This is a genomic window from Jiangella anatolica (genome assembly GCF_003236295.1).
Classification (GTDB): domain Bacteria; phylum Actinomycetota; class Actinomycetes; order Jiangellales; family Jiangellaceae; genus Jiangella; species Jiangella anatolica.
The window spans coordinates 81,294-104,526 of the sequence record NZ_POTW01000014.1; the positions used below are offsets into that span (position 1 = coordinate 81,294).

At 74.1% G+C, this 23,233-nt stretch carries 25 protein-coding genes; 16 read left to right on the forward strand and 9 right to left on the reverse strand.

What is annotated here, in order from left to right; genetic code table 11:
- Positions 1–3: 3 nt before the first annotated feature.
- The 3 genes from C1I92_RS08200 (at position 4) to C1I92_RS33700 (ending at position 2,070) form a co-directional block, all read left to right on the forward strand.
- Entirely contained in the window at positions 4–363 is a 360-nt protein-coding gene (locus C1I92_RS08200; protein WP_111254197.1) for an FKBP-type peptidyl-prolyl cis-trans isomerase, read from the forward strand.
- Positions 364–457: 94 nt separating this feature from the next.
- Entirely contained in the window at positions 458–973 is a 516-nt protein-coding gene (locus C1I92_RS08205) for a SigE family RNA polymerase sigma factor (RefSeq protein WP_111254170.1), read from the forward strand.
- Positions 970–2,070, forward strand: coding sequence for a hypothetical protein (locus tag C1I92_RS33700; protein ID WP_158564045.1), 1,101 nt, complete (start codon positions 970–972; stop codon positions 2,068–2,070). The genes C1I92_RS08205 and C1I92_RS33700 overlap by 4 nt, the downstream gene beginning before the upstream one ends.
- Before the next feature lie 7 nt (positions 2,071–2,077).
- Here C1I92_RS33700 and C1I92_RS08215 read toward each other — a convergent pair whose 3' ends face one another.
- The gene (locus tag C1I92_RS08215) at positions 2,078–3,166 is read right to left on the reverse strand and encodes a DUF3866 family protein (protein WP_111254171.1); all 1,089 of its coding nucleotides are present in this window, start codon (positions 3,164–3,166) and stop codon (positions 2,078–2,080) included.
- Between the two features lie 54 nt (positions 3,167–3,220).
- Here C1I92_RS08215 and C1I92_RS08220 point away from each other — a divergent pair, with 54 nt between their 5' ends.
- The 7 genes from C1I92_RS08220 (at position 3,221) to C1I92_RS08245 (ending at position 10,345) form a co-directional block, all read left to right on the forward strand.
- Entirely contained in the window at positions 3,221–4,195 is a 975-nt protein-coding gene (locus C1I92_RS08220; RefSeq protein ID WP_199521054.1) for a helix-turn-helix transcriptional regulator, read from the forward strand.
- The gene (locus tag C1I92_RS08225; protein WP_199521055.1) at positions 4,192–5,244 is read left to right on the forward strand and encodes a helix-turn-helix transcriptional regulator; all 1,053 of its coding nucleotides are present in this window, start codon (positions 4,192–4,194) and stop codon (positions 5,242–5,244) included. Before C1I92_RS08220 ends, C1I92_RS08225 begins: the two co-directional genes overlap by 4 nt.
- 10 nt (positions 5,245–5,254) lie before the next feature.
- A complete protein-coding gene (locus tag C1I92_RS33705) occupies positions 5,255–5,428 on the forward strand; it encodes a hypothetical protein (RefSeq protein WP_158564046.1) in 174 nt (57 codons plus the stop codon).
- 92 nt (positions 5,429–5,520) lie between these two features.
- Complete coding sequence (gene tatA / locus C1I92_RS08230) at positions 5,521–5,808, forward strand: Sec-independent protein translocase subunit TatA (protein WP_111254172.1); 288 nt, start codon at positions 5,521–5,523, stop codon at positions 5,806–5,808.
- An 83-nt stretch (positions 5,809–5,891) separates the two neighbouring features.
- Positions 5,892–6,707 (forward strand): twin-arginine translocase subunit TatC, encoded by an 816-nt coding sequence (tatC, locus tag C1I92_RS08235; RefSeq protein WP_111254173.1) that lies wholly within the window; start codon positions 5,892–5,894, stop codon positions 6,705–6,707.
- Positions 6,688–7,587 carry a diacylglycerol kinase gene (locus C1I92_RS08240; RefSeq protein ID WP_111254174.1) on the forward strand — a complete coding sequence of 300 codons (900 nt, stop codon included), beginning with the start codon at positions 6,688–6,690 and terminating at the stop codon, positions 7,585–7,587. Before tatC ends, C1I92_RS08240 begins: the two co-directional genes overlap by 20 nt.
- 4 nt (positions 7,588–7,591) lie before the next feature.
- Complete coding sequence (locus tag C1I92_RS08245) at positions 7,592–10,345, forward strand: DEAD/DEAH box helicase (protein ID WP_111254175.1); 2,754 nt, start codon at positions 7,592–7,594, stop codon at positions 10,343–10,345.
- A 1-nt stretch (position 10,346) separates the two neighbouring features.
- Here C1I92_RS08245 and C1I92_RS08250 read toward each other — a convergent pair whose 3' ends face one another.
- From C1I92_RS08250 to C1I92_RS08265, 4 genes are all read right to left on the reverse strand, one after another.
- Positions 10,347–11,288, reverse strand: a complete 942-nt coding sequence (locus C1I92_RS08250; RefSeq protein WP_158564047.1) for an LLM class flavin-dependent oxidoreductase — start codon at positions 11,286–11,288, stop codon at positions 10,347–10,349.
- A 111-nt stretch (positions 11,289–11,399) separates the two neighbouring features.
- A complete protein-coding gene (locus C1I92_RS08255) occupies positions 11,400–11,753 on the reverse strand; it encodes a hypothetical protein (protein ID WP_111254177.1) in 354 nt (117 codons plus the stop codon).
- A 39-nt stretch (positions 11,754–11,792) separates the two neighbouring features.
- Positions 11,793–12,722, reverse strand: coding sequence for a 5'-3' exonuclease (locus C1I92_RS08260; protein ID WP_111254178.1), 930 nt, complete (start codon positions 12,720–12,722; stop codon positions 11,793–11,795).
- A gap of 10 nt (positions 12,723–12,732) precedes the next feature.
- Entirely contained in the window at positions 12,733–13,383 is a 651-nt protein-coding gene (locus C1I92_RS08265) for a TetR/AcrR family transcriptional regulator (RefSeq protein ID WP_111254179.1), read from the reverse strand.
- Positions 13,384–13,451: 68 nt separating this feature from the next.
- Here C1I92_RS08265 and C1I92_RS08270 point away from each other — a divergent pair, with 68 nt between their 5' ends.
- On the forward strand, positions 13,452–13,814 hold the full coding sequence (locus C1I92_RS08270; protein WP_199521056.1) for a hypothetical protein: 363 nt from the start codon (positions 13,452–13,454) through the stop codon (positions 13,812–13,814).
- The gene (locus C1I92_RS08275) at positions 13,814–15,184 is read left to right on the forward strand and encodes an MFS transporter (protein ID WP_111254180.1); all 1,371 of its coding nucleotides are present in this window, start codon (positions 13,814–13,816) and stop codon (positions 15,182–15,184) included. Before C1I92_RS08270 ends, C1I92_RS08275 begins: the two co-directional genes overlap by 1 nt.
- Here the strand turns inward: C1I92_RS08275 and C1I92_RS08280 are convergent.
- Positions 15,165–15,869 carry a class E sortase gene (locus C1I92_RS08280; RefSeq protein WP_111254181.1) on the reverse strand — a complete coding sequence of 235 codons (705 nt, stop codon included), beginning with the start codon at positions 15,867–15,869 and terminating at the stop codon, positions 15,165–15,167. The two genes, C1I92_RS08275 and C1I92_RS08280, sit on opposite strands and share 20 nt — an antisense overlap.
- 37 nt (positions 15,870–15,906) lie before the next feature.
- Between C1I92_RS08280 and C1I92_RS08285 the strand changes: the two genes are divergently transcribed.
- The 4 genes from C1I92_RS08285 (at position 15,907) to C1I92_RS08300 (ending at position 19,659) form a co-directional block, all read left to right on the forward strand.
- The gene (locus C1I92_RS08285) at positions 15,907–16,578 is read left to right on the forward strand and encodes a GOLPH3/VPS74 family protein (RefSeq protein ID WP_111254182.1); all 672 of its coding nucleotides are present in this window, start codon (positions 15,907–15,909) and stop codon (positions 16,576–16,578) included.
- A 2-nt stretch (positions 16,579–16,580) separates the two neighbouring features.
- Positions 16,581–17,678: a M24 family metallopeptidase gene (locus tag C1I92_RS08290; RefSeq protein ID WP_111254183.1), complete on the forward strand. Its 1,098-nt coding sequence runs from the start codon at positions 16,581–16,583 to the stop codon at positions 17,676–17,678.
- 74 nt (positions 17,679–17,752) lie between these two features.
- Positions 17,753–18,055 carry a hypothetical protein gene (locus C1I92_RS08295; protein WP_111254184.1) on the forward strand — a complete coding sequence of 101 codons (303 nt, stop codon included), beginning with the start codon at positions 17,753–17,755 and terminating at the stop codon, positions 18,053–18,055.
- Complete coding sequence (locus C1I92_RS08300; RefSeq protein ID WP_111254185.1) at positions 18,052–19,659, forward strand: amidase; 1,608 nt, start codon at positions 18,052–18,054, stop codon at positions 19,657–19,659. The genes C1I92_RS08295 and C1I92_RS08300 overlap by 4 nt, the downstream gene beginning before the upstream one ends.
- A gap of 126 nt (positions 19,660–19,785) precedes the next feature.
- Here C1I92_RS08300 and C1I92_RS08305 read toward each other — a convergent pair whose 3' ends face one another.
- The 3 genes from C1I92_RS08305 to C1I92_RS08315 all read right to left on the reverse strand — a co-directional run.
- Positions 19,786–21,135: an FAD-binding oxidoreductase gene (locus C1I92_RS08305; protein WP_158564048.1), complete on the reverse strand. Its 1,350-nt coding sequence runs from the start codon at positions 21,133–21,135 to the stop codon at positions 19,786–19,788.
- A gap of 103 nt (positions 21,136–21,238) precedes the next feature.
- Positions 21,239–22,183 (reverse strand): DUF1214 domain-containing protein, encoded by a 945-nt coding sequence (locus C1I92_RS08310; protein ID WP_111254187.1) that lies wholly within the window; start codon positions 22,181–22,183, stop codon positions 21,239–21,241.
- Between the two features lie 35 nt (positions 22,184–22,218).
- On the reverse strand, positions 22,219–23,233 hold a 1,015-nt coding region (locus tag C1I92_RS08315), incomplete at its 5' end, for an aminotransferase class V-fold PLP-dependent enzyme (RefSeq protein WP_111254201.1).

Sequence of the window (23,233 nt, forward strand, 5' to 3'; positions counted from 1 at the left end):
GGACTGGAACGACCCGAGATCGACTTCGTCGGCGGCGACGCCCCGACGGACCTGCAGATCTCCGACCTCACCGTCGGTGACGGCAAGGAGGCCACACCGGGCGCCACCGTCCTCGTCCACTACCTGGGTGTGGAGTTCGAGTCCGGCGAGGAGTTCGACGCGTCGTGGAACCGCGGCGCGCCGATCGAGTTCCCGCTGCAGGGCCTGATCAAGGGCTGGCAGGACGGCATCCCCGGCATGCGCGTGGGCGGGCGCCGTCAGCTGGTCGTCCCGCCGGCGCAGGCCTACGGCCCGGCCGGCGGCGGTCACCGGCTCTCCGGCAAGACGCTGGTCTTCGTCATCGACCTGCTCGACGTCAAGTAGACGACACACCCGAACTCCCGTCACCCCGTGCCCGGGGTGGCGGGAGTTCGCGCGTCCGGGCAACCTTTCCGGCAGGACCGGTGTCAGGAGGGGTGTGCGCAACGACGGGTTCGACGAGTTCGTGGCCGGATGGTCCGGGCGGCTGCTCCGCTCGGCCTACCTGCTGACAGGTGACCGTGGCCTCGCCGAGGACCTGGTCCAGGACGTGTACGAGCGGCTGTACGTGGCCTGGCCGCGGGTCACCGACCCGGCTGCGTACGCGCACCGGGCGCTGACTCGGCAGGCGATGAACCGCTGGCGGATGCGGTCGCGGCGGCCGAAGGAGGCCGCCCTCGGCACCGAGCACGACCCGCCCGACCACCGCGGCGACGCCACCGAGGCGCTGCACGAGCGCGCCGTCATCGTGGCGGCGCTGCGGACGCTGACCGCGCGGCAGCGGGCGGTCGTGGTGCTGCGGTTCTTCGCCGACCTCTCGGAGGCCGACACCGCGGTCGCCATGGGCTGCTCCGTCGGCACCGTGAAGAGCCAGACGTCACGCGGCCTGGCCCGGCTGCGGACGGTCCTGCCGGCCATCGACGACACGCGAGTCAATTCGGAGGAGAAGTCATGACCCACGACGAGAACGCCCTGCGCGCCGCCCTGACGGCCGCGACGGCGTCCGTGGACCCCGGGGCCGATGTAGTGCGCCGCGCCCGCGACGGTGGCCGCCGGCGGCTGCGCAGGCATCGTGTCCAGGTGGGCGCGGCCTCGGTCCTGACGGCGGCGGCCGTGGTCTCCGGCGTGGTGCCGCTGCTCGGCGGCGGCTCCGGAACGTCGACGGTGGCGCCGCCCGAGCCCGCCGCGTCGGTGCCGTCGGACCTGCCGACCGGGGTCGGCGCGGACTGCGAGCACCAGCCCGGCTACGGCTACCAGATCACCCCGGCCGACCTGCCGGACGAGGTCCGGCTGCTGTGGCACGACGAGCGGCTGGACGTCGACCAGGCCTGGCCACGGATGGAGACCGGCCCGTGCAGCCGCGGCGAGGTGAGTGTGGCCGGCGTCGACGCCGACGGCGTCATCGTGCGCCTCGCCACCGTGACCGGACCCGAGCCGGCCGGCATCGTGCCGGCCGGGACGGCGCCGGGCACGCTGGTGCCGGGACCGGAGGACGACGAGGCGGGCCGCCGCGACCTCGCCTGGCTGCTGCCGGACGGCCAGCAGCTGCGGGTCGACGCGGACGGCTTCACCGACGCGGAGCTGGCGGAACTGGCGGCCACCGCGACCCTGACCGACGGCGCCGTCGACCTCGGTGACTGGCCGGCCGCCGTGGGGCTGGACTATGCGGGCGAGCCGAGTCCCGCGCGGTCGACCCAGTACACCTGGGAGGTCTCGGGCCCGCAGGGGTCCCTCACCGTCCAGACCGCCGCGTCGGGCAGCATCTACGGCTGGGGACTGACCGGTGACCGGATCGTCGACTTCGGCGGCCGGCCGGCCGTGCTGCGCGGCCCGGAGCACCTGGTGTGGTCGCCGGCGGACGGCGTGATGGCCACGCTCATCGTCGCCGAAGGGCTGGACCCGCTGGAGGTGGCCGCCACCGTCGGCCCGGTGCCGGCCGACGACCCACGGCTGGCCGGCGCCGACGCCCCCACGCTGGAGGAGACCGGCACCGCCGAGCCGGAGGAGACCGGCACCGCCGAGCCGGAGGAGACGGCCACCCCGACGAGCTGAGGCCGCCTCAGCCGTCGTGCTTGAGCAGGTTGCCGGCGTGCCGGCCGGCGGCGGCCGCGGCGAGGAAGTAGGCGCCGTCGTCGTCGAGGCCGCGGCCCATCGTCGACAGCTCGACGGGAGACTCGGCCAGCGCCTCGGCCAGGCCGTCGACGGAGACGGTGACGAGGTGGTGGCGGCCGTCCAGCCGGGCCGCCTGGGTGCGGACCTTCTCGCCGAACTCCCCGGGCAGGTCCGGCACGACGATGTCCGCGGGCGCCAGCGCGACCTTGCCGTACGCCGTCAGGCTGTGGTGCGACACGCCGTGGTGCCGGGCCCGGGGGTCGGCCGAGCTGACCCGCAGCGACCCGATCGGCCGCCCACCCAGGACCACCGTGGCGTTGACGGCCTCGCCGCAGGCGACGCCCGAGAAGCCCCAGCGGGTGCCGGTGCCGAGGTTCCCCGGCCCTTGGGTGACGACGACGACGTCGGCCTCCAGCACGTGCTTGGCCGCCAGCAGGCCGGTGTGCAGCGTCACCGCCTCCAGGTCGCCCCCGAAGGCCTGGCCGGTGGTGACGGTGCCGGCCAGCCAGCCGGCCTCGCGCAGCGCCGCCGCCGTCCGGCTGAACCACAGCGGCAGCGCGCCGCCGTCGGTCATGACGTAGACCACCCGGACCTCGGCTGGGAAGGCCGCCGAGGTCGTCAGGCCGGCCAGGATCGCCGGCAGCGCCGAGTGCAGGTCCGCCGTCACCACGGGCAGTCCCTCGAGATCGTCGGCCTCGCGCAGCACCTCGTGCCACTCCGAGTCCTGCTCGTCGGCGCCGAGGACGGTGGCCTGCAGGGGCGTGTAGCGGGCCTTCACCAGGTGCCCGGGGCCCGGCTCGGGGTCCGGCGGCAGCCGGTTCGGCACGGCGACGACCAGCGCGTAGCCGCCCGTGCCCAGCCCCATGGTCAGCGCGGTCGTGTTCAGCACGACGATGTCGCCGGGGCGCGGCTGCCCCACGAGCCCGTCGTAGGCCAGCGCCCGCACCTGCTGCCCGTCGACCTCGACACGCAGCTGCGTCGCGCCGGCCCACGAGGCGTCTACTGTTTTCACCACACCGTTTCGCCAGCGGATCACGCGTTGAGACTAGCCATTGGCTAGTCTCGCGCTGGCAAGGGATTGGGGGTAGGCGTGTCGCAGGCGGCCAAGAGCGAGCGGCTGATGAACCTCGTCATCTGTTTGCTCGTCGCGCGCGGATACGTGCCGAAGAGCCGGATCCGCGAGGTCGTCGGGGGGTACGGGGACCAGAGTGACGACGCCTTCGAACGTATGTTCGAGCGTGACAAGGAGGAGTTGCGCGAGGTCGGCATCCCGATCGAGACCGGCGGCTTCGACCCGCTCGGCGACGAGGAGCCCGGCTACCGCATCCTGCGCCACGAGTTCGAGCTGCCGGAGATCCGGCTGGAGCCGGACGAGGCGGCCGTCGTCGGGCTGGCCGCCCGGGTCTGGCAGCACACCTACCTGTCCGAGGCGTCCAGCACCGCCGTCCTGAAGCTGCAGGCCGTCGGCGTCGAGGCCGACACCGGCTCGCTGGGCGCGGTCGAGCCGCGCGTCGGGGGAGAGGAGCCGGCCTTCTGGCCGCTGTGGGAGGCCGTCCGCGACCGCCGCCCGGTCACGTTCCTGCACCGCAAGAGCTCCACGTCCGAGCCGCTGGAGCGGCATCTGCAGCCGTGGAGCGTACTGTCCTGGCACGGCCGCTGGTACGTGGTGGGCCACGACACCGGCCGCGACGCCGCGCGGATGTTCCGCATGTCGCGCATCGTCGGCGACGTGCGGCCCGACGGCGACGCCGGCAGCTACCAGGTCCCGGCGCCCGAGACGGTGCGCGAGGCCGCCGCCAGCCTCGCGCCGCCGGAGCGCTCGCCCGTCCTGCACGCGCTCATCCGGGTCCGGCATGGCAGCGGGCACGGCCTGCGCCGGCGCGCTACGTTCGTAGCGACGGACGCGATGACCGGATGGGACGAGGTGACGGTGCCCTACACGAGCAACCAGGCGCTGGCCGAAGAGCTGGTCAGCCACGGCGCCGACGTCGTCGCGGCGGAGCCGGTGGAACTGCGCGACGCGGTCGTGGAACGGCTGCGCGCCATCCTCGCGGAGCCGGCGTGAGCCCTGCGAAGAAGGCGCCGCCGAAGAAGACCACCCGCAAGCGGACGGCGACCCGCCCGGCCGCGCCGACCCGACGCGCGGACAGCGCGCAGGCGCAGGTCACCCGGCTGCTGTCGATGCTGCCGTACCTGCGCTCGCACCCCAGCGCGAAGGTCTCCGAGGTGGCGGCGCTGTTCGGCGTCAGCGAGCGGCAGGTCATCCGCGACCTGCAGGTGCTCTGGTTCTCCGGCCTGCCCGGCCTGCAGATGGGCGACTACATCGAGGTCGACATGGAGGCGGTCGAGGGCGAGGGCATCATCAGCGTCTCCAACGCCGACTACCTGGCCCGGCCGCTGCGGCTGCGCACCGACGAGGCGGTCGCGCTGATCGTCGCGCTGCGCACGCTGGCCTCGGTGCCCGGCTCGTTCGAGCGCGGCGCCGTCGAGCGGGCGATCACGAAGCTCGAGAACGCCGCCGGCGAGGTCGCCGAGCAGGCCGCGGCCGTTCAGGTGCAGGTCGACGGCGACGCGGTCGCCGACGTCGCCGCGACGGTGCGCAGCGCGCTGGACGCGAAGAACCGGCTGCACCTGTCCTACTGGGTGCCGGCCCGCGACGAGGCCACCGAGCGCGACGTCGACCCGATGCGGCTGGTCGTGGTCGACGGCCGGCTCTACCTGGAGGGCTGGTGCCACCGGGCGGAGTCGGTGCGGCTGTTCCGGCTGGACCGGGTGCTCGACGTCAAGGAGCTCGACGTCCCGGCGCAGGTGCCCAGCCAGGCGCAGCCCCGTGACCTCGACGGCGGCCTGTTCCAGCCGTCGCCCGACGACGAGCTCGTGACGTTCGACCTGGCGCCGGCCGGGCGCTGGGTGGCCGACTACTACCCGTACGAGTCCGCCGAGGAGCGGCCGGGCGGCGAGCTGCGGCTGCGGCTACGGGTCCGCGACCGCGCCTGGGTGCGACGGCTGGCGCTGCGGCTGTGCGGCACCGGCCGGGTGGTCGAGCCCGCCGACCTCGCCGCCGAGGTCACCGCGGCCGCCCGCGAGGCGTTGTCCGCGTACGGCGAACGGTAGGCTCCAGGAGATGTCCGCCCTCGCCGTCTGGCTCTTCGTCCTCCTCGCCATCGCGCTGGTGGGGGCGATCGCGCTGGTCGTCCGGGCGGCCTGGGTGCTGATCCGCAAGCTCGGGGCGCTGGGCACGGAGATGAACGCTCTGCAAGACGACCTTGACGAAACCGTAGGATCGAGGTTGAAGTAGTCTCCGGCGCTGTCACATGATGGCCGGCAGGGAGCCCGCGCGAGTGCGACGGGTACCATCGACGAGACGTCCTCGTCAGGAAGAGGTTGACCATGGGTAGCATCGGCACCTGGCAACTCATCATCGTCTTGGCCATAGTGTTCCTGCTGTTCGGGGCCAAGCGGCTGCCGGAGGCTGCCCGTGGGCTGGGCCGGTCGCTGAAGATCTTCAAGTCCGAGACCGAGGGTCTGATCAACAAGGACGACAAGCGCGACGATCTCACCGGCGAGGCCACCAACGCACAGGCTCAGCAGCCCGCGCCCCGCGCCGTCGAGCAGCAGGCCGCGCCGCAGCAGCAGCCGGCCCCGCAGGCCGACGACCAGCCGCGCCGCGACGCCTGACCAGCGCTCGCTAGACCGACGTGGCGACCGTGATCGGCCGTCGGGGTAAGGGCTCCAAGCCGGAGCGTGACCCCGAGGGCCGCATGACCCTCACCGAACACCTGCGCGAGCTGCGCAACCGCCTGATGTGGTCGGCGCTCGCGGTCATCGCGTTCGGCATCATCGGTTTCATCTTCCGCGAGCGCATCTTCGACTTCCTGGTCGACCCGTTCGTCGAGGCGGCCGAGGAGACCGGCCGCAACGCGGACCTGAACTTCCGCGAGATGCTCGACCCGCTGACGGTGCCGCTGCGCATCGCCATGCTCACCGGCATCGTGTTCGGCGCCCCGGTCTGGATCTACCAGGTGTGGGCGTTCATCACCCCGGCGCTGTACCGCAACGAGAAGAAGTGGGTGCTGGCCGTCCTCGGCGCCGCCGTCCCGATGTTCGGGCTCGGCGTCGTGCTGGCGATGTGGCTGATGCCGCGCGCGATGGTGTTCATGCAGAACTTCGCGCCCGGCGACACGTCGATGCTGGTCGACTTCAACAGCTATCTGGACTTCTCGATCCGGCTGGTGCTGGTGTTCGGCATCGGCTTCCTGCTGCCGATCTTCGTGGTGCTGCTCAACGCCGTCGGCGTGCTCCGGCACGAGACGCTGGGCGTCGCACGGCGCTGGGTCATCGTCGGCATCTTCGCCTTCGGCGCCGTCGCCACCCCGACCGGCGACCCGCTGTCGCTGTTGGTGCTGGCCGTCCCGATGTGGGTGCTGTTCGAGATCGCCGTGCTGGTCTGCCGCGTCCTCGACAAGCGCCGCGACCGCGCCACCGGCACCGCGCTGTCCGACGACGAGGCCACGCCGGACGAGGTGCTGGACCAGCTGGGCCGCGTCGACGACGACGATGACGACAAGCGGCGATGAGCTCGCCCTCCTGATCAACCCGTCGGCCGGCCGTGGGCGTGGCGCCCGGGCCGGTCGGCGCGCGGAGCACCGGCTGATGGCCGCCGGGCTGACGGTGCGGACGCTGGCCGGTCGTGACGTACGCGAGGCAGCCGACCTGGCCAGGGAGAGCGTCGAGGACGGCGTGCGCGCGCTCGTCGTCGTGGGCGGCGACGGCATGGTGCACCTGGGCCTGCAGGCGGTCGCCGGCACCGGCGTCCCGTTCGGGGTGATCCCGGCCGGTACGGGCAACGACTTCGCCCGCGCGCTCGGCCTGCCGCTGCGCGACCCGGACGCCGCCGCCGGCGTCGTCGCCGCCGGTCAGCTACGCGAGGTCGACCTCGGCCGCACCGAGGGCCAGTGGTTCGCCGGTGTCGTCGCCGCCGGGTTCGACGCCAAGGTGAACGACCGGGTGAACCGGATGCGCTGGCCGAAGGGCCCGCGCCGCTACGACCTCGCCACGTTCGCCGAGCTGGGCGTCTTCCGGCCCATCCCGTACCACCTGGAGCTCGACGGCGAGGTGCTCGACCTCGAGGCCATGCTGGTCGCCGTCGGCAACATCCCGTCCTACGGCGGCGGGCTGCGCATCACCCCCGGCGCGGAGCTCGACGACGGGGTGTTCGACGTCGTCGTGGTGGCGCCGGTGAGCCGGGCGACGCTGGTCCGGGCGTTTCGCCGGGTCAAGCACGGCACCCACACGGTGTACCCCTTCGTCACCGTCCACCGGGCCCGGCGGGTCAAGCTGGACGCGCCCGGCATCACCGCCTACGTCGACGGCGAGCGGCTCGGCCCGCTGCCGCGCACGTTCGACGTCGTTCCGCGCGCCCAGCAGGTGTACGCCCCGGCGGGCGGGTTACCGTAGCAGCATGAGTTCGCCGGCGGAACGGTACGCGGCAGCGCATGAGCGGCAACGCGATCCGTCCCCGCGGCTGCGGGAGTTCCAGGCCGGGTACGGGTTCGAGCTCGACGACTTCCAGCTGCGCGCCTGCCGCAGCGTCGAGGCCGGCCGCGGTGTGCTGGTGGCGGCGCCGACGGGGGCGGGCAAGACGCTGGTCGGCGAGTTCGCCGTGCACCTGGCGCTGCACGAGGGCCGCAAGTGCTTCTACACGACGCCGATCAAGGCGCTGTCGAACCAGAAGTACCACGACCTCGTCGAACGGCACGGCGAGGACAAGGTCGGCCTGCTGACCGGCGACAACACCGTCAATGGCGAGGCGCCCGTGGTCGTCATGACCACCGAGGTGCTGCGGAACATGCTCTACGCCGGCTCCACCACACTGGTTGGGCTGAGCTACGTCGTCATGGACGAGGTGCACTACCTCGCCGACCGGTTCCGCGGCGCCGTCTGGGAGGAAGTGATCATCAACCTCCCGGAGTCGGTGAGCGTGATCTCGCTGTCGGCGACCGTGTCCAACGCCGAGGAGTTCGGCGACTGGCTGACGACGGTCCGTGGCGACACCGACGTCGTCGTCGAGGAGAAGCGGCCGGTCCCGCTGTGGCAGCACGTCCTCGTCGGGTCGCGGCTGTACGACCTGTTCGCGCAGGGCGAGTCCGACGGCGACGGCCGCCGCGTCGTCAGCCCCGAGCTGCTGCGGGCCGGGCGCGACGACGTCAGAGGCTCCCGGCCCGGCGGACGCGCCGGTCGCGGGCGACCGCCACGCCGCCCGCGCGGCACGTACACGCCGGGCCGGGTCGAGGTGCTGGAGAAGCTGGACGCGGCCGGGCTGCTGCCGGCGATCGTGTTCGTGTTCAGCCGGGCCGGCTGCGAGGCGGCCGTCCAGCAGTGCCTGAGCGCCGGCGTGCGGCTCACGTCGGCGGAGGAGCGGGTGCAGATCCGCGCGCTGATCGAGGAGCGCACCGACGGCATCCCCGAGGGCGACCTGCACGTGCTCGGCTACCACGAGTGGGCCGATGGGCTGGAGCGTGGCATCGCGGCGCACCACGCGGGCATGCTGCCGACGTTCAAGGAGGTCGTCGAGGAGCTGTTCGTCCGCGGCCTGATCCGGGCCGTGTTCGCGACCGAGACGCTGGCGCTGGGCATCAACATGCCCGCGCGCACGGTCGTGCTGGAGCGGCTGGTCAAGTGGAACGGCGAGACCCACGCCGACGTCACGCCGGGGGAGTACACCCAGCTCACCGGCCGGGCGGGGCGGCGCGGCATCGACATCGAGGGTCACGCCGTCGTCCTGTGGCAGCCCGGGTTCGACCCGGCGGCGGTCGCCGGGCTCGCGTCGACGCGCACGTTCCCGCTGCGCTCGTCCTTCCGGCCGTCGTACAACATGGCGGTCAACCTGGTCGGCAGCGTCGGCCGGGTCGCGTCGCGGGAGATCCTGGAGTCGTCGTTCGCGCAGTTCCAGGCCGATCGCGCCGTCGTCGGGCTGGCCCGCCAGCTGCGCCGCGCCGAGGAGGCGCTCGACGGCTACCACGAGGCGATGACCTGCGACAAGGGCGACTTCCAGGAGTACGCCCAGCTGCGTCAGGCGATCAAGGACCGCGAGACCAAGCTGGCCCGCGAGGGCACCGCGCAGCGCCGGGCGGCGTCCGCGGCGGCGCTGGAGAAGCTCCGCCCGGGCGACGTCATCCGGGTCCCGACCGGCAAGTTCGCCGGGCTGGCCGTCGTGCTCGACCCGGGCATGCCTGGCGGGCCGCACGGCTCCGACGGCCCGCGTCCGACCGTCCTCACCGAGGGCCGGCAGGTGAAGCGGCTGTCGATGGTCGACTTCCCGAGCGCGGTCGAGCCGCTGGCCAAGCTGCGCATTCCGCGCTCGTTCAACCCGCGGGTGCCGGCGTCGCGGCGCGACCTGGCCGCATCGCTGCGGGCCAAGGCGCCCGACGACGGCGGCCGGCAGTACCAGGGGCGCCGGCGCGGGCGGTCCGCCGCGGCCGATGACGAGGAGCTGGCCCGGCTGCGCCGGCAGCTGCGCGACCATCCGTGCCACCGCTGCCCGGACCGCGAGGAGCACGCCCGCTGGGCCGAGCGCTGGCTGCGGCTTCGCCGCGAGGCCGACCAGCTGCAGCGCCGGGTGGAGTCGCGCACGAACACCGTCGCCCGCCAGTTCGACCGGGTCTGCCGGGTGCTGGAGGACCTGGACTACCTCTCCGGCGACGACGTGACGCCGTCGGGGCGGCGGCTGGCCCGGCTCTACGGCGAGCTGGACCTGCTGGCCGCCGAGTGCATCCGGCGCGACGTCTGGGCCGGCCTGGACCCGGCCGAGCTGGCCGCCGCCGTCGCCGCGCTCACGTACGAGTCGCGCCAGCCTGACGACGCCGTCCCGCCGCGCCTGCCGCCCGGCACGGTCCGCGACGTGCTCGCGGAGATGGTGCGGCTGTGGGGCGACCTCGACCACGTCGAGTCGACCCACCGGCTGGACTTCCTGCGCGAGCCCGACCTCGGCTTCACCCACGCCGCGTGGCGGTGGGCCAGCGGGCACCAGCTGGACTCCGTCCTGCGCGAGGCCGACCTGGCCGCCGGCGACTTCGTCCGGGCCGTCAGGCAGCTGCTGGACCTGCTGGACCAGGTCGCCGACGCCGCGGCCGGCACGCCGCTGCGCGAGACGGCGCGGCTGGCGGCCGGGGCGCTGCGGCGCGGCGTGGTGGCATACGCGACGCTGTCGGGCTGACTCAGCCTCGGTCGAGGTCGGCCAGCACGGCCGCGAACCACTCGATGCCGTCGACGGTGTTGGGGTCCAGCCAGACCTGGATGTGCGACACACCGGCGGCGGCGTAGCCCCGCAGCGTCTCGGCCACGTCGGCCGGCTCGCCGCGGATGGCCCGGCGCCGTCCGGAGCGCAGCAGCTCGTGGCCGGGCCAGGCCGCGGCGTCGGGCAGGTCGACCTGCAGGCAGGCCGACTTCTTCAGCGTCGCCGGGTCGCGGCCGGCGGCGGCGCAGGCCTCGTCGCCCTTGGGCGTGGCCGCCACCAGCTCCTCGACGGTCTGGTGCCACGGGAGGTTCCACTCGTCGGCGTACGTGGCCAGGATCCGCAGCATCCGCGGCTTGACGGCGCCGACCATGATCGGCGGCCCGCCGGGACGGGGACCGCGCGGCCGCAGCTCGCAGTCGCGCAGGGTGTGGAACCTGCCCTGGTGGTCGATCCGGCCGGTCCGCAGCAGCGTGTGGATGATGCCGATCTCCTCCTCGAACCGGCTCACCTTGTGGTCCCAGCTGTCGTAGCCGAAGGCGGGGAACTCCGGCTCGTGCGAGCCCGCGCCGAGCCCGAGGATGACCCGGCCGTCGCTGATCTCCTCGACGGCGTCGACCATCTTGGCGAACAGGCCGGGGTTGCGCCACGGCGTGACGGTCACCAGCGTCCCGAGCTCGACCCGGTTCGTCACCGCCGCCAGTGCGGCCATCAGCGACCAGCACTCGGTGACGCCGAACTGTGGCACGTCGGGGATGCGGTACAGCAGGTGATCGGCGAGCCAGAGCGAGTCGAAGCCGGCGTCCTCCGCCGTCCGGGCCAGGGTGGCCAGGTCCGCCCAGCGGGCCGTGCCGCCCAGGTACGAGCCCTCGAGGTGGGGCAGCAGCAGGCCGACCTTCACCGGCCGCCGTCGTTCGTCGGACACGCTCGCCTCCAGGGTCGCCGATGCTGGTGCCCCTGGTGTATCACCCGTGATCCCGCGCCGGTTCGTGCCGGACGACGGAACCCCGCGGCGTGATTCGTCCGAGCGGCAGGCTCAGCTCTGGCTGAAGTAGACCCGGGTGACGGTGTCGTCCGGGCCGAAGTCGACGACGAGCAGCTCGAAGTCGATCATCGTCGGCTGGGTGGTGTACTCCCAGCTCGTCGCGTCGGCGGCGCCGCCCTCGCCGAGCAGCTGCGCCGTCTCCGCCCGGGTCGCGCCGTCGAGGAGACCGCAGTCGACCACCCGGTCCGCCAGCTCGGACCTCCGGCGGCCCTCGTCATCGTCGGCCGGGTCGAGGCTGCTCCACTCGTCGGTGTCGAACTCGCAGCTCGCGGCGTCGTCGTCCGACCCCGAGCAGCCGGCGAGGAGGACGACGGCCGCGGCCGACGCCAGGATGCTGGTGCGCATCCAGGCACAGTAGCCACGGCATGCGAACGGCGGGCGACCTCAGGCCGGTGCCGGGCTGAACGCGTTGAGTACCCGGTTCAGCGACGAGTCCAGGCCCCACCGGCTCGCCAGCTCGACCAGCGCCTCCGGGTCGGCCGGCGCGGTCGGTAGCGTGTCGTCGTACTCGGGCAGCGGGACGTCCTGGCGGACCTTGACGACGTCGGGCGCGACGGCGAGGTAGTCGCGGGCGTCGGCGATCTTGCGCCGCAGCGTCGGCGACAGGTCGGCGGCGGGGTCGTCGACGGCGGCCAGCAGCCCGTCGATGCCGCCGAAGCGGGTGATCAGCGTGCCGGCGGTCTTGTCGCCGACGCCGGCGACGCCCGGCAGGCCGTCGCTGGGGTCGCCGCGCAGCGTCGCGAAGTCGGCGTACGAGCGGCCCGGGATCCCGTACTTCGTCGCCACGACGGTCTCGTCGACCACCTCGTGCCGGCCGACGCCGCGGGCGGTGTAGAGGATCCGCACGCCCCGCTCGTCGTCGACCAGCTGGAACAGGTCCCGGTCCCCGGTGACGACGTCGACCGGCCCGGGGTCGGCGGAGGCGAGCGTGCCGATGACGTCGTCGGCCTCGAAGCCCTTCACCCCGAAGTGCGCGATGCCCAGCGCCGTCAGCACGTCGAAGATGATCGGCAGCTGCGCCTCCAGCGCGGCCGGGACCTCCTCGATGTTGCGCGCGGCGTTGGCCAGCCGGTGCGCCTTGTACGACGGCAGCAGCGCGACCCGGAACGCCGGGCGCCAGTCGGCGTCGAGGCAGGCCACCAGGCGCGCCGGGCGACGGTCGGTGGTGAGCCGGGCGATGAAGTCCAGCAGCCCGCGCACGGCGTTCACCGGCGAGCCGTCGGGGGCCTTGATCGACTCGGGCACGCCGAAGAAGGCGCGGAAGTACAGCGAGGCGGTGTCCAGGAGCATCAGGCGGTTCTCGGTGCCGGGCATGGCGGTCAGCCTACTGAGGCCCCGATGCCGTGGCGCGGATCGCCCCGACCAGCATGTCGAGCTCGGCGGCGAACACCTCGTCGGCGGTGACGGCGCGCAGGCCGGGCAGCAGCGCCTTCAGCCGCGCCGCGTCCGGGCTCGCCTCGGCGGCCTCGAACAGCCCGGCGTTGCGCCGCGGGGCGGTCGGGTCGCCGGTCAGCTCGCGTTGCACCCGCCCGAACACGAGGTCGACGACGATGAGGTAGTACCGAGCGGCGGCCTCGGCGCCGAGCCCGGCGGCGAGGAGGACGTCCGCGATGGTCTCGGCGATCCGCACGCCGCCCGGCCCGGCGTTGGCACGGTCCATCATCCGGCCGGCGAACCCGGGATACTGCCGCAGCACGGTGCGCATGCTGCCGGCGAGCGCGCGCAGCCGCTGGTCCCACGGTCCGTCCAGGGCGTCGTCCGGTATGACGTAGCGGGCGGCGATCTCGTTCGCGACCAGGTCCAGCAGCGCGTCCTTGTCGGGGACGTGCCGGTACAGCGCCATCCGGGACGCGCCGACGTCGGCGGCGAGGCGGCGCACGGTGAGCGCCTCGAGCCCTTCCTCGCGCGCGATCGCGATCGCGGCGTCGACGATCTGCGTTCGCTCCAGGCTGCCCCACGGCCGGCGTTCCGTCACCCGACGACCCTACTTGCGGACACTGTCCGCAAGTGATTAAGTGAGGCTACCCTAACTCGGAGGACGTGATGGAGAACTGGGACGGATGGCCGCTGTTGGAGGTGCGTGGCGACGAGCCGGCGTCGATCGCGTCGGCGCTGCGCTCGGCCGCCGAGCGCGAGACCCCGTTCGCCGCCGTGGTGGTGCTGACGGCGGCCGGCCCGGCGCCGCGGGGGAAGGAGGCGCTGGCGCGCGTGCGGCTGCTTCGGCAGGTGCGGCCGGGACTGAGCCGGTGGTGCCGCGGCCTGGCCTTCGTGCTGCCGGACAACGCGCCGGGGGAGGTGGCCCAGCGCAAATCGGGGGACCGGTTGTGGGGCTGCCCGACGCTGGCCACCCGCGACGTCGAACGGGCCCGGGACTGGGCTCGTCGCGCGCTGGCCGGTGATGCGTGATGTGGGTCGCCGCCGGGTTGTCCGCGCTGCTGCTGCTCTGCCGGCGCCGGCTCCTGACCGGGCCGCGCGCGGCCGCGCGGGTGACCGTCGCCGCGGTGCTCGTGGCCGGGTTCGCCGCGAGCATGGCGCAGACGATCGTCGTCGTCGCGCTGCCGGAGATCGCCCGCGAGTTCGGCGTGGCGGGCACCACGGCGCCCTGGGCGCTCACCGCGTTCATGCTCGCCGCCGCGGTGGCCACCCCGGTCGCCGGCCGGCTCGGCGACCTGTTCGGCTACCGGCGAATCGCGCTGGCCTGCCTCGGCTGCCTGGTCGCGGGGACGCTGGTGTGCGCGCTCGCGCCCTCGTTCGCGCTGCTGCTGGCCGGACGGGCGCTGGCCGGCCTGTCCGCGGGGGTGCTGCCGCTGGCGTTCGGTCTGCTGCGGCGGGCGGCGCCGGCCGGACGACTGCCCGGGCTGGTCGGGCTGCTGTCGGCGATGTTCGGCATCGGCGGCGCGGCCGGCATGGTCACGGCCGGCCCGCTGCTCACGTCGGCCGGCCCGAGCGCGTTGTTCTGGCCGCTGCTCGCGCTCGGGATCGTCGCGCTGGTGCTGGTGGCGCTGCTGCCCTCGGACGAGGCCGCCGCCGGTGGCCGCGTCGACGTCGCGGGCGCGGTGCTGCTCGGCGGCGCGCTGGCCGGGCTGCTGCTCGCCGTCGGCCGGGCGCGGGACTGGGGCGCCGTCGCGGCGGCCGGGCTGCTGACGCTGACGGTCGCGCTGTTCGCGGCCTTCGCCGTCGTCGAGCGACGGGCGCCGGCGCCGCTGGTCGACCTGCGGCTGCTGGCCCGGCCCGCGGCCGCCGTGCCGAACGTCGTCACCGTCGTGATCGGCGCGTCGATGTTCGGCGTGGTCACGCTGCTCCCGCACCTGGTGACGGTGGAGCGGATCGCGGTCGTGCTGCTGCCGATGGTCGCCGCCATGCTGGTCGCGACCCCGCTCGCGCCGTGGCTGGGCGGACGACGGGCGCTGCGGGCCGGCACCGTCCTCGGAGCAGTCTCCGCCGGGGTGCTGGCGCTCGCGCACGACGAGCTCTGGCAGCTCTGCCTCGTGGCGCCGGTCCTCGGCGCCGGCTACGGGCTCGCCTTCGCCGCGCTGGGCACGCTCGTCGTCGACGCCGCCGAGCCGCGGCACACCGGCGTCGCGACCGCCGTCAACACCATCGCCCGGACCGCGGGCGGCGCGATCGGCGCGCAGCTGGCGGCCGTGCTCGTCGCCGGCGGTGGCTTCGGCCCGGCCTTCGCCGCGTTCGGCGTCGTCGCCGCCGTGGCGCTGGCGGTCACCGTGGCGCTGCCCCGGCCGGTGGCGGAGCCGGCACTCAGCCGGTCGGGCCGCTGACCAGCGTGCCGGTGGCGTACATCCGGTGCGACGAGCCCCAGCGCGGCCAGCACGTCGTCAGTGTGATGCGCCGCTCGGTCGGCTCGGTGTCGCGCGGCTCGCCCGGCACCGGGTCGACCACCCAGACGTCGCTGATGTTGATCTTGTTGCCGTCGCTGTCGCCGTCGGGCGCGTCGTCGAGCTGGTAGACGTAGGTGCCGTCGGCCATCTCGATCTCGATCGTGTCGCCCACCCGCAGGTCGGGGAAGTCGGCGAACGGCGACAGGTGCCCGGAGCGGTGCGCGGCGATGCCGACGTTGCCCAGCTCGCCCGGGTTCGCCGTGTCGGGGTAGTGGCCGGGGCCGCGGGCGAGGTCGTCGGCGAGGACGCCCTGCACGATGGTGAACTCCCAGTCGTCGCCGAACCGGGGGATGCGCAGGACGCCGTACGCGTCGCCGTCGGCCAGCAGGTCCGGGTCGGGCGCCGGCGCGTCGGGCCCGAGCTCGCCCCACTGCACGCTCAGCTCGTCCTCCAGCCGGTCCTGCGCCTGCGCGGTCTGGATGCCGGTGCCCCAGAGGATGTAGACGACGAAGAGGAGGACCAGCATGCCCGCGGTGAGCAACAGCTCCCCGATGCCACCGATGATGGTGGCGCCGACGCTGCGACGAGGGCGGGTGCTGACGCGCTGATGCGCGTGTCGAGGCATACCAAAACCCTAATAGTGCGACGGCTAGAGTCGAAGCGTGTTGATCGCCGAAGACCTGGTGCTGCTCGCCTATGACGACGAAACGGGCAAACCGCTCCTCGACTCGACCCGCCTGGACTACGGGCTGGCCGGCGCCCTGCTGCTGGAGCTGTCGCTGCTGGACAAGGTGACAGTGGCCGGGCCGGGTGAGCAGGTCAAGAAGGACCGGCTGGTGCTGCGCGACCCGACGCCGACCGGCGACGACGTCCTGGACCGGGCGCTGGCGGACCTGGCCGACGACGAGGGCCGCAAGCCGAAGAACGTGCTCGGCTCGCTGCGCAAGGGACTGCGCGACCGGCTGCTGCGCCGGCTCGCCGAGCGCGGTGTGCTGCGGCGGCAGTCCGGCACCGTGCTGCGGGTCTTCCCGACGACGCGCTGGCCGGCCGCCGACGCGTCGCACGAGGCGGCCCTGCGGCAGCGACTGCACGACGTGCTGGTGACCGGCCTGGAGCCGGACCCCCGCACCGCCGCGCTCGTGTCCCTGTTGCTTGCCGTCGACGGGCTGCGCAAGGCGGTGCCGTCGGACGACCGGCGCGCGGTGAAGCGCCGGGCGAAGGAGATCTCCGAGAGCGACTGGGCCGCCGACGCCGTCAAGAAGGCGGTCCAGGAGGTCCAGGCCGCGGTGACCGCCGCCATCGTCGCGTCCATCGCCGTCGCCTCCGGGAGCTGACCATGACCGACGACCGTCTCTCCCGGGCCAGGGCCGCCGCTGCCGCCGCCGGCCTGGACGCGCTGCTGATCACGCCCGGCGCCGGGCTGCGCTACCTCACCGGCTACGCGGCGATCCCGCTGGAGCGGCTCACCTGCCTGGTGCTGCCGGTCGACGGGACCGCGACGCTGCTGGTGCCGGCGCTGGAGCAGCCCGCCGCGATCGCCTCCGGCGCCGGCTCGCTGGCGCTGGAGGTCCGCTCGTGGCAGGAGACCGACGACGCCGTCGCGGTCGCCGCCGGGCTGCTGCCCGGCGCCCGCCGGGTCGGCCTGGACGACCAGATGTGGGCGGAGAAGGCGCTGCGGTTCCGCGCCGCCATGCCCGGCGTCGAGCAGGTCGCGGCCGGTCCGGTGCTGTCGTCGCTGCGGGTGCGCAAGTCCGCCGACGAGGTGGCGCTGCTGCGCGACGCGGCGGCCGCGATCGACCGGGTGCACGCGCGGATGGGCGAGTGGCTGCGGCCCGGCCGCACCGAGGCCGAGGTGGGCCGCGACATCGCCGGGGCGATCGTCGCCGAGGGCCACGCGAGCGTCGACTTCGTCATCGTCGCGTCCGGCCCGAACGGGGCCAGCCCGCACCACGAGACCAGCGACCGCGTCATCGAGCCCGGTGACCCGGTCGTCGTCGACATCGGCGGGACGACGCCGGCCGGCTACTGCTCCGACTCCACCCGCACCTACGCCGCCGGCGCGCCGCCGGAGGAGTTCCGCACGGCGTACGAGGCGCTGCTCGCGGCCCAGCAGGCCGCCGTCGACCACGTCCGGCCGGGCGTGACGGCAGAGTCGGTCGACGCGGCGGCGCGGGACGTGCTGGCCGGCGCCGGGCTGGGGGACTACTTCATCCACCGGACCGGCCACGGCATCGGCCTGGAAACACACGAGGACCCCTACATCGTCGCCGGCAACGCGACCGCGCTGGAGCCCGGCATGGCGTTCTCCGTCGAGCCCGGGTTCTACCTCGCCGGCCGGTACGGCGCGCGGATCGAGGACATCGTCGTGACGACGGCCGACGGCGTCGAGGCGCTGAACCGGCGCCCGCGCGAGCTGATGATATTCGATACGTGACATAGGGGACATCGCGCCGAAATCGCCCGGCACCACCGTGGTCGTGGATCTCGTCCCGACCTCTGAGGAGCGACATGGCGCCCATCCCACCGACCGACGCCGAGCTCGACGTGATGATCCGGGCTCGGCTGGCCGCGGTCGGCATCGACCTGGACCAGCTTCCGCCCGGCGCCGCCGCGGACCCGGAGACCGGCGCGCCCGGCCAGGCGTCCGTGCTGGCCTCGCTGCGCTCGTTCGCTCGCTCGTCGCTCGGCCAGCTCAGCGCGTGGGTGCCCCCGGCGCCGCCCGGCACCCCCGCCGACCAGGCCGTCGAGCTGTCCCAGCAGGCCGCGCCGATGCTGTACCCGTCGATCAGCACCGCCTGGCGGGACGCATGAGCGCGGGCGAGCCGCAGGACGTCCACGTCGACCGGCGCTCGTTCCTGGCCCGGGCGGCGGTGCTGTCCGCCGGCGCCGCGGTGGCCGGGACCGTCGGGCTGCCGCGGATCGCGTTCGCCGGCCCGTCGCCGTCGCGGACCGGCCCGCACCCGGACGCCTACACGGCGCCGCGTCCGGAGGCGGTCGCGGACCCCACGGAGCTGACCGTCGCCGAGGCCGCGTACCAGCTGCGCGCCGGGAAGCTGACGTCGCCGGCGCTGGTCGAGGCGTACCTGGCCCGGATCGAGGCGTTCGAGGGGACGTACCAGGCGTTCAACCTGGTGCTCGCCGAGCAGGCGGCCGCGGCCGCCCGGGCGCTGCGCCGCGGGCACTACCACGGCCCGCTGCACGGCATCCCGCTGGCGATCAAGGACAACTACTACACGGAGGGGATCGCGACCACGGCGAACTCCTACGTGTTCGCCGACTTCGTGCCGCCGTTCTCAGCGACCTCCGTGGCCCGGCTCGAGGCGGCCGGCGGCATCGTGCTCGGCAAGACGCAGATGGGGCCGCTGGCGACCACCCGCGCGACGACGCCCGACGGCGTCGTCACCACCGTGAACGCCTGGACCCCGGCGGACCCGTCGACCAACCCCGGCGGCTCCTCCACCGGGACGGCGACCGCTGTGGCCGGGCGCCTGGCGACGTCGGGCATCGGGACGCAGACCGGCGGCTCGATCACGGCGCCGTCGAACGCGCAGAACCTCACCGGCATCAAGCCGACGATGGGCCGGGTCTCGCTCTACGGGATCGTGCCGCTGACGTACTCGCGCGACCATCCCGGCCCGCTGGCCCGCGACGCCAAGGACGCGGCGATCATGCTGTCGGCGATGGCCGGCGAGGACGCGAACGACCCGCGGACGCAGGGGCTGCCGCCGGTGCCGGACCTCGTCGCGGCCGCCACCCCCGTCCACCAGGGCCAGCGGCTGAAGCTGCGCTGGCCGACCCGGATCGGCGTCATCCCCGGCTTCACGTCGGGCTCGGGAGCGACGCCGGCCGCCCGGCGCGCGTTCCTCGACACGCTGGCCGGCATCCCCGGCGCCACGGTGGTCGACGTGACGCTGCCGGACGAGTGGGACCTGCTCACCGGCCGCTTCAACGACGTCCGGCTGCCCGAGCGGGCCGAGCCGTTCCTGCCGTACCTGCGTCAGGACCTGCGGCTGTTCGGGGTGTCGCTGACCAGCTGGCTACAGGGCGCGCTGATGGGCGCCGACGAGTACGTGACCGGCCAGCGGGCCAAGCTGGTGCTGCTGGAGCGGGTGCTGAACGACCTGTTCTCGCAGTGCGACGTCGTGGTGCAGACCTCGCCGGTGCCGTTCGACATCGTCGGGCTGCCGGAGCTGGCGCTGCCGATCGGCTTCGACGGCGCCCTGCCGATCGGCACCATCCTCGGCGGCCGCCCGTACGCCGAGGACCGGCTGCTCTCGGTCGGGGCGGCCTACCAGGCGGTGACCGGCTGGCACCACCAGCGCCCGCCGGACCCCGTCGCCTCGCCCGCGGCGCGGACCCTGGCCGCCGCCCGTCCCCGGCTCACCGCGGCCGAGGCCGCCGAACAGTCCCAGTAACGCGCCGGGAGAGGCGCGCCGAGAGGCCCGGGCGGAATGCGAGCCGGCGTCTAAAGAGCATTTCGTGGCACGCTTTTCCGCCACGAAATGCGGAGCCGGCGCAGCAATCCGCCCGGGCCTCTCGGCTCAAACCGCCGGCGGGATGTTGTGCGTGTACTGGAACACGTTCTGCGGGTCCCAGGTGCGCTTGACGTCGCGCAGCCGCTGGTAGGCCGCCGGCGCGAAGGCCGCCTCCACCACCTCCGGCGAGGAGCCGGGGGCGAGGAAGTTGAACACGCCCACCGGTCCCGAGTGCGGCGCGAGGGCGGCGAAGCCCGAGTCGAGCCGGTCCTGGACCGCGGCCCGCTGCTCCGGCGTCGCGGCCAGCGCATTCGCCGCCGCGACGAACCGGGTGTCGCGGTGCGAGAGCGGGCTGTCCTCGTCCTTCGCCGCCGCACCGCCCAGGTGGCGGATGTCGACGCCGGGGACGGGGGAGCCGGGCGCGACCAGCTCGATCAGCCCGTCGATGGCGGCGTCGGACAGCTCGGTGAACGCCGTGCTGCGCCCGGCCGTCGGCATGGGGTCGGTGGGCTCGTTGCCCGACAGCGCCGCCTCCAGGTACGTCTGCGGCCCGAACCGGTCGACCAGCGGGGCGCCGAGCGTGTCGCGCAGCGCGTCGACGGCGGACGCGTCGCCGTCGGCGACGGTGGCCCGCACCATGGCGACGTGCTGGCCGCGCAGCGGCTCGGGCACGGCCGGCAGCGGCGGGAACGTCATGACCATGACCGCGGACGTGACGTCGTCGGAGACGCCGCTGGTCCACTCGGCCCACGCGCGCAGCACCTCGCCGGCCCGCGCGCCCGGGTAGATCATCATGCCGTTGTGGACCGTCGGCACCTCGTAGAGGCGTACCTCCAGCGACGTGACGACGCCGAAGTTGCCGCCACCGCCCTTCAGCGCCCAGAGCAGGTCGGGGTTCTCGTCGGCCGCGGCGCGCACCAGGGAGCCGTCGGCGGTGACGACGTCGGCCGCCACGATGCTGTCGGCGGCGAAGCCGTACCGGCGCAGCAGCAGGCCGATCCCGCCGCCGAGGGTGTAGCCGACGGCGCCGACCGTCGGCGCGGTGCCGGACAGCCCGGCCAGCGAGTCCGGCGCGGCCGCCTCCAGCACGGCGCGCCAGCGGGCGCCGGCGTCGATGCGGGCCACCTGACGAGCGGCGTCGACGTCGACGCCGGCGAAGCGGGAGACGTTGACCACGACGCCGTCGTTGCCGCGGGGCAGGCCGTGCCCGGACGACAGGACCGAGAACGGCAGGTCGTTGTCGCGGGCCAGCCGCACCGCCGCCTGGACGTCGCCGGCGTTCTCGGCCGCCACCACGACGGCCGGGCTCTGGTCGATGTTCAGGTTCCACGGCTGCCGCACGTCGTCGTAGCCGTCGTCGCCGGGCGCGTACGCCCGGCCGGTGAGCGTCGAGCGGAAACCGTCGATGTCGATCATGGGACTCTCCATCCGATGCTGTGGATCGCGGTGCCCTGCCCAGTCTGCCGGGCGGGTCCGACAACGGGACGGATGGAACGCCATAAGTGTGACAGCTCCGCGTTCACACGCTCGTGACCGGCGGGAACGTCCAGCTGCCGTCGAGGATCTCGGCCCGCGGGCGATAGAGGCGCACGACGTAGTTCCAGCCGTCCACGAGCGGCAGCCGGTTCGGCAGGCCCGGGTCGCCGCCGAAGTGGACGGTGACCGACCCGTCCGCGTCGCGCACGGCCGTGCGGTCGTTGAGGCTCACCATCGGGCCGCTGTCGCGCGGGAAGTACCCGTCGGCGCCGTAGAGCGAGATCGACCAGAAGCCGTCGACCGGGACGTCGGTGACCGTCAGGCGGTAGGCGCCCGACGCGGGCAGACCGGGGTCGACGTTGAGGTACATCGCCTCACGGTCGGGCAGGCCGCCCCAGCCGGCGGCGGTGCCGATGAGGTGCCGGACGGCGTCGACCTCGCCACGCGCCCCGAAGGCGCGGTCGAAGCTGAGGATCCCGCGGGCGAGCGCCAGCAGGGCCTCGCGGGTCGCGGTGAACGAGGCCTCGTCGTAGGCGGGCGGGGTGAACGGCTCGGCGGAGCCCGCGTCGAGGCGCATCCGGTCCTGCAGCGCGTTGACCTCGGCCACGTCGGCGGGATCGGTGGAGTCCACCAGTGCACGGACCGCCACCAGCACGTACCTGGTGTCGAAGCGGACCTGGTCGAGCCGGTGCTCACCGGCGCCGTGGAACACGTCGTTGACATAGCCGTCCTGGTTGATCGGCATCGCCGACAGGTATCGGCCGCCAGCGTCGGGCAGCGTGAGCGTGGCGCCGGCGCCGATGTCGGCCAGCACGGTGCTGTACAGCGTGTCGCGGTTCTGCCTGATCACCGGCTGATCGTCCAGCGGCGTGGGTGTCCGGTGGTGCGCCCAGGCGTTCACACCGCCGCTGTCACGCAGGAGCGCCAGGAACATGCGTTCGGTCTCGGCGCGGGCGAAGTTGTCGACGTTGACCATCGTCTGCTCCATGGCGCCGACCGTACGGAGACCGGGCGCGCCGGGCCTCACCCGCTCCGGGTGAGCGCGCCGACCGCGAGATCGACGTCGTCCTCGGTCGTGTAGAGGTGGAACGACACCCGCAGCCGGCCGCCGCGCACCGCCGCCCGGACGCCGGCCGCCGCCAGCCGCTCCTCCGCGCCCGGCACGTCGACGGACACGATCGCCGAGTCGCCCGGCGGCAGCCCCAGCCCGGCGCGGAACCGGTTGGCCAGGCCGACGTTCCAGTCGTGCACGGCCTCGATCGTCACCGCCTCCAGCAGCTCCAGCGCCGGCGCCGCGCCGACCCACGAGAACCAGGCCGGCGACAGGTCCAGCCGGCGGGCGTCGCCGGCCAGCCGAAGCGGTGGGCCGTAGTACGAGCCGTGCGGATCCTCGCCGGCCCACCACCCGGCCTGCGACGGCACCACGCGGCCGCGCAGCTGCGGCGTCGTCACCAGGAACGCCGTCCCGCGCGGCGACAGCTGCCACTTGTAGCCGCCGGCCAGCAGCGCGTCGAACCGCCGCGCGTCGACCGGCAGCCAGCCCACCGCCTGGGTCGCGTCGGCGACGGTGACCGCTCCGGCCGCGCGGGCCGCGGCCAGCACGCCGTCGACGTCGGCCACCGCGCCGTCGGCCGACTGCACGACGCTGAACGCCACGACGTCGACGTCCGGGGTGATCTCGGCGGCGAGCCGGGCCGCCGGCGCCGTCCGCACGACGACCCCGCGCTGCTGCTGGGCCAGGAACGGGAACAGCAGCGACGTGAAGTCCTCCTCCGGCGCCAGGACGACGCTGCCGTCCGGCACCGACGCCGCCAGCAGCCCGGCCAGCTGCGACACCTGCGCACCCGTCGTCACGTCGCCCTCGTCGGCGTGCACCAGACGCGCGAACGACGCCCTCGCCCGCGTCGTCGACTCGCCCCTGGATGTCGGCATCCTCAACGCCGGCCTGAGTGCGACGTCCATCGTCCCGACCGGCGCGTTCGCCCAACCCGATGCGTTCCGCCTGTCGCTGCCCGGCTTCACCACATACACGCCGGAC

Bases quoted from the DNA above. Each gene is read 5' to 3' on its own strand.
- C1I92_RS33700 (WP_158564045.1), top strand. From the start codon at position 970: ATGACCCACGACGAGAACGCCCTGCGCGCCGCCCTGACGGCCGCGACG.
- C1I92_RS33705 (WP_158564046.1), top strand. From the start codon at position 5,255: ATGTCCGCCCTCGCCGTCTGGCTCTTCGTCCTCCTCGCCATCGCGCTG.
- tatA (WP_111254172.1), top strand. From the start codon at position 5,521: ATGGGTAGCATCGGCACCTGGCAACTCATCATCGTCTTGGCCATAGTG.
- tatC (WP_111254173.1), top strand. From the start codon at position 5,892: ATGACCCTCACCGAACACCTGCGCGAGCTGCGCAACCGCCTGATGTGG.
- C1I92_RS08240 (WP_111254174.1), top strand. From the start codon at position 6,688: ATGACGACAAGCGGCGATGAGCTCGCCCTCCTGATCAACCCGTCGGCC.
- C1I92_RS08245 (WP_111254175.1), top strand. From the start codon at position 7,592: ATGAGTTCGCCGGCGGAACGGTACGCGGCAGCGCATGAGCGGCAACGC.
- C1I92_RS08255 (WP_111254177.1), bottom strand. From the start codon at position 11,753: ATGCGCACCAGCATCCTGGCGTCGGCCGCGGCCGTCGTCCTCCTCGCC.
- C1I92_RS08260 (WP_111254178.1), bottom strand. From the start codon at position 12,722: ATGCCCGGCACCGAGAACCGCCTGATGCTCCTGGACACCGCCTCGCTG.
- C1I92_RS08270 (WP_199521056.1), top strand. From the start codon at position 13,452: ATGGAGAACTGGGACGGATGGCCGCTGTTGGAGGTGCGTGGCGACGAG.
- C1I92_RS08275 (WP_111254180.1), top strand. From the start codon at position 13,814: ATGTGGGTCGCCGCCGGGTTGTCCGCGCTGCTGCTGCTCTGCCGGCGC.
- C1I92_RS08280 (WP_111254181.1), bottom strand. From the start codon at position 15,869: ATGCCTCGACACGCGCATCAGCGCGTCAGCACCCGCCCTCGTCGCAGC.
- C1I92_RS08290 (WP_111254183.1), top strand. From the start codon at position 16,581: ATGACCGACGACCGTCTCTCCCGGGCCAGGGCCGCCGCTGCCGCCGCC.
- C1I92_RS08295 (WP_111254184.1), top strand. From the start codon at position 17,753: ATGGCGCCCATCCCACCGACCGACGCCGAGCTCGACGTGATGATCCGG.
- C1I92_RS08300 (WP_111254185.1), top strand. From the start codon at position 18,052: ATGAGCGCGGGCGAGCCGCAGGACGTCCACGTCGACCGGCGCTCGTTC.
- C1I92_RS08305 (WP_158564048.1), bottom strand. From the start codon at position 21,135: ATGATCGACATCGACGGTTTCCGCTCGACGCTCACCGGCCGGGCGTAC.
- C1I92_RS08310 (WP_111254187.1), bottom strand. From the start codon at position 22,183: ATGGAGCAGACGATGGTCAACGTCGACAACTTCGCCCGCGCCGAGACC.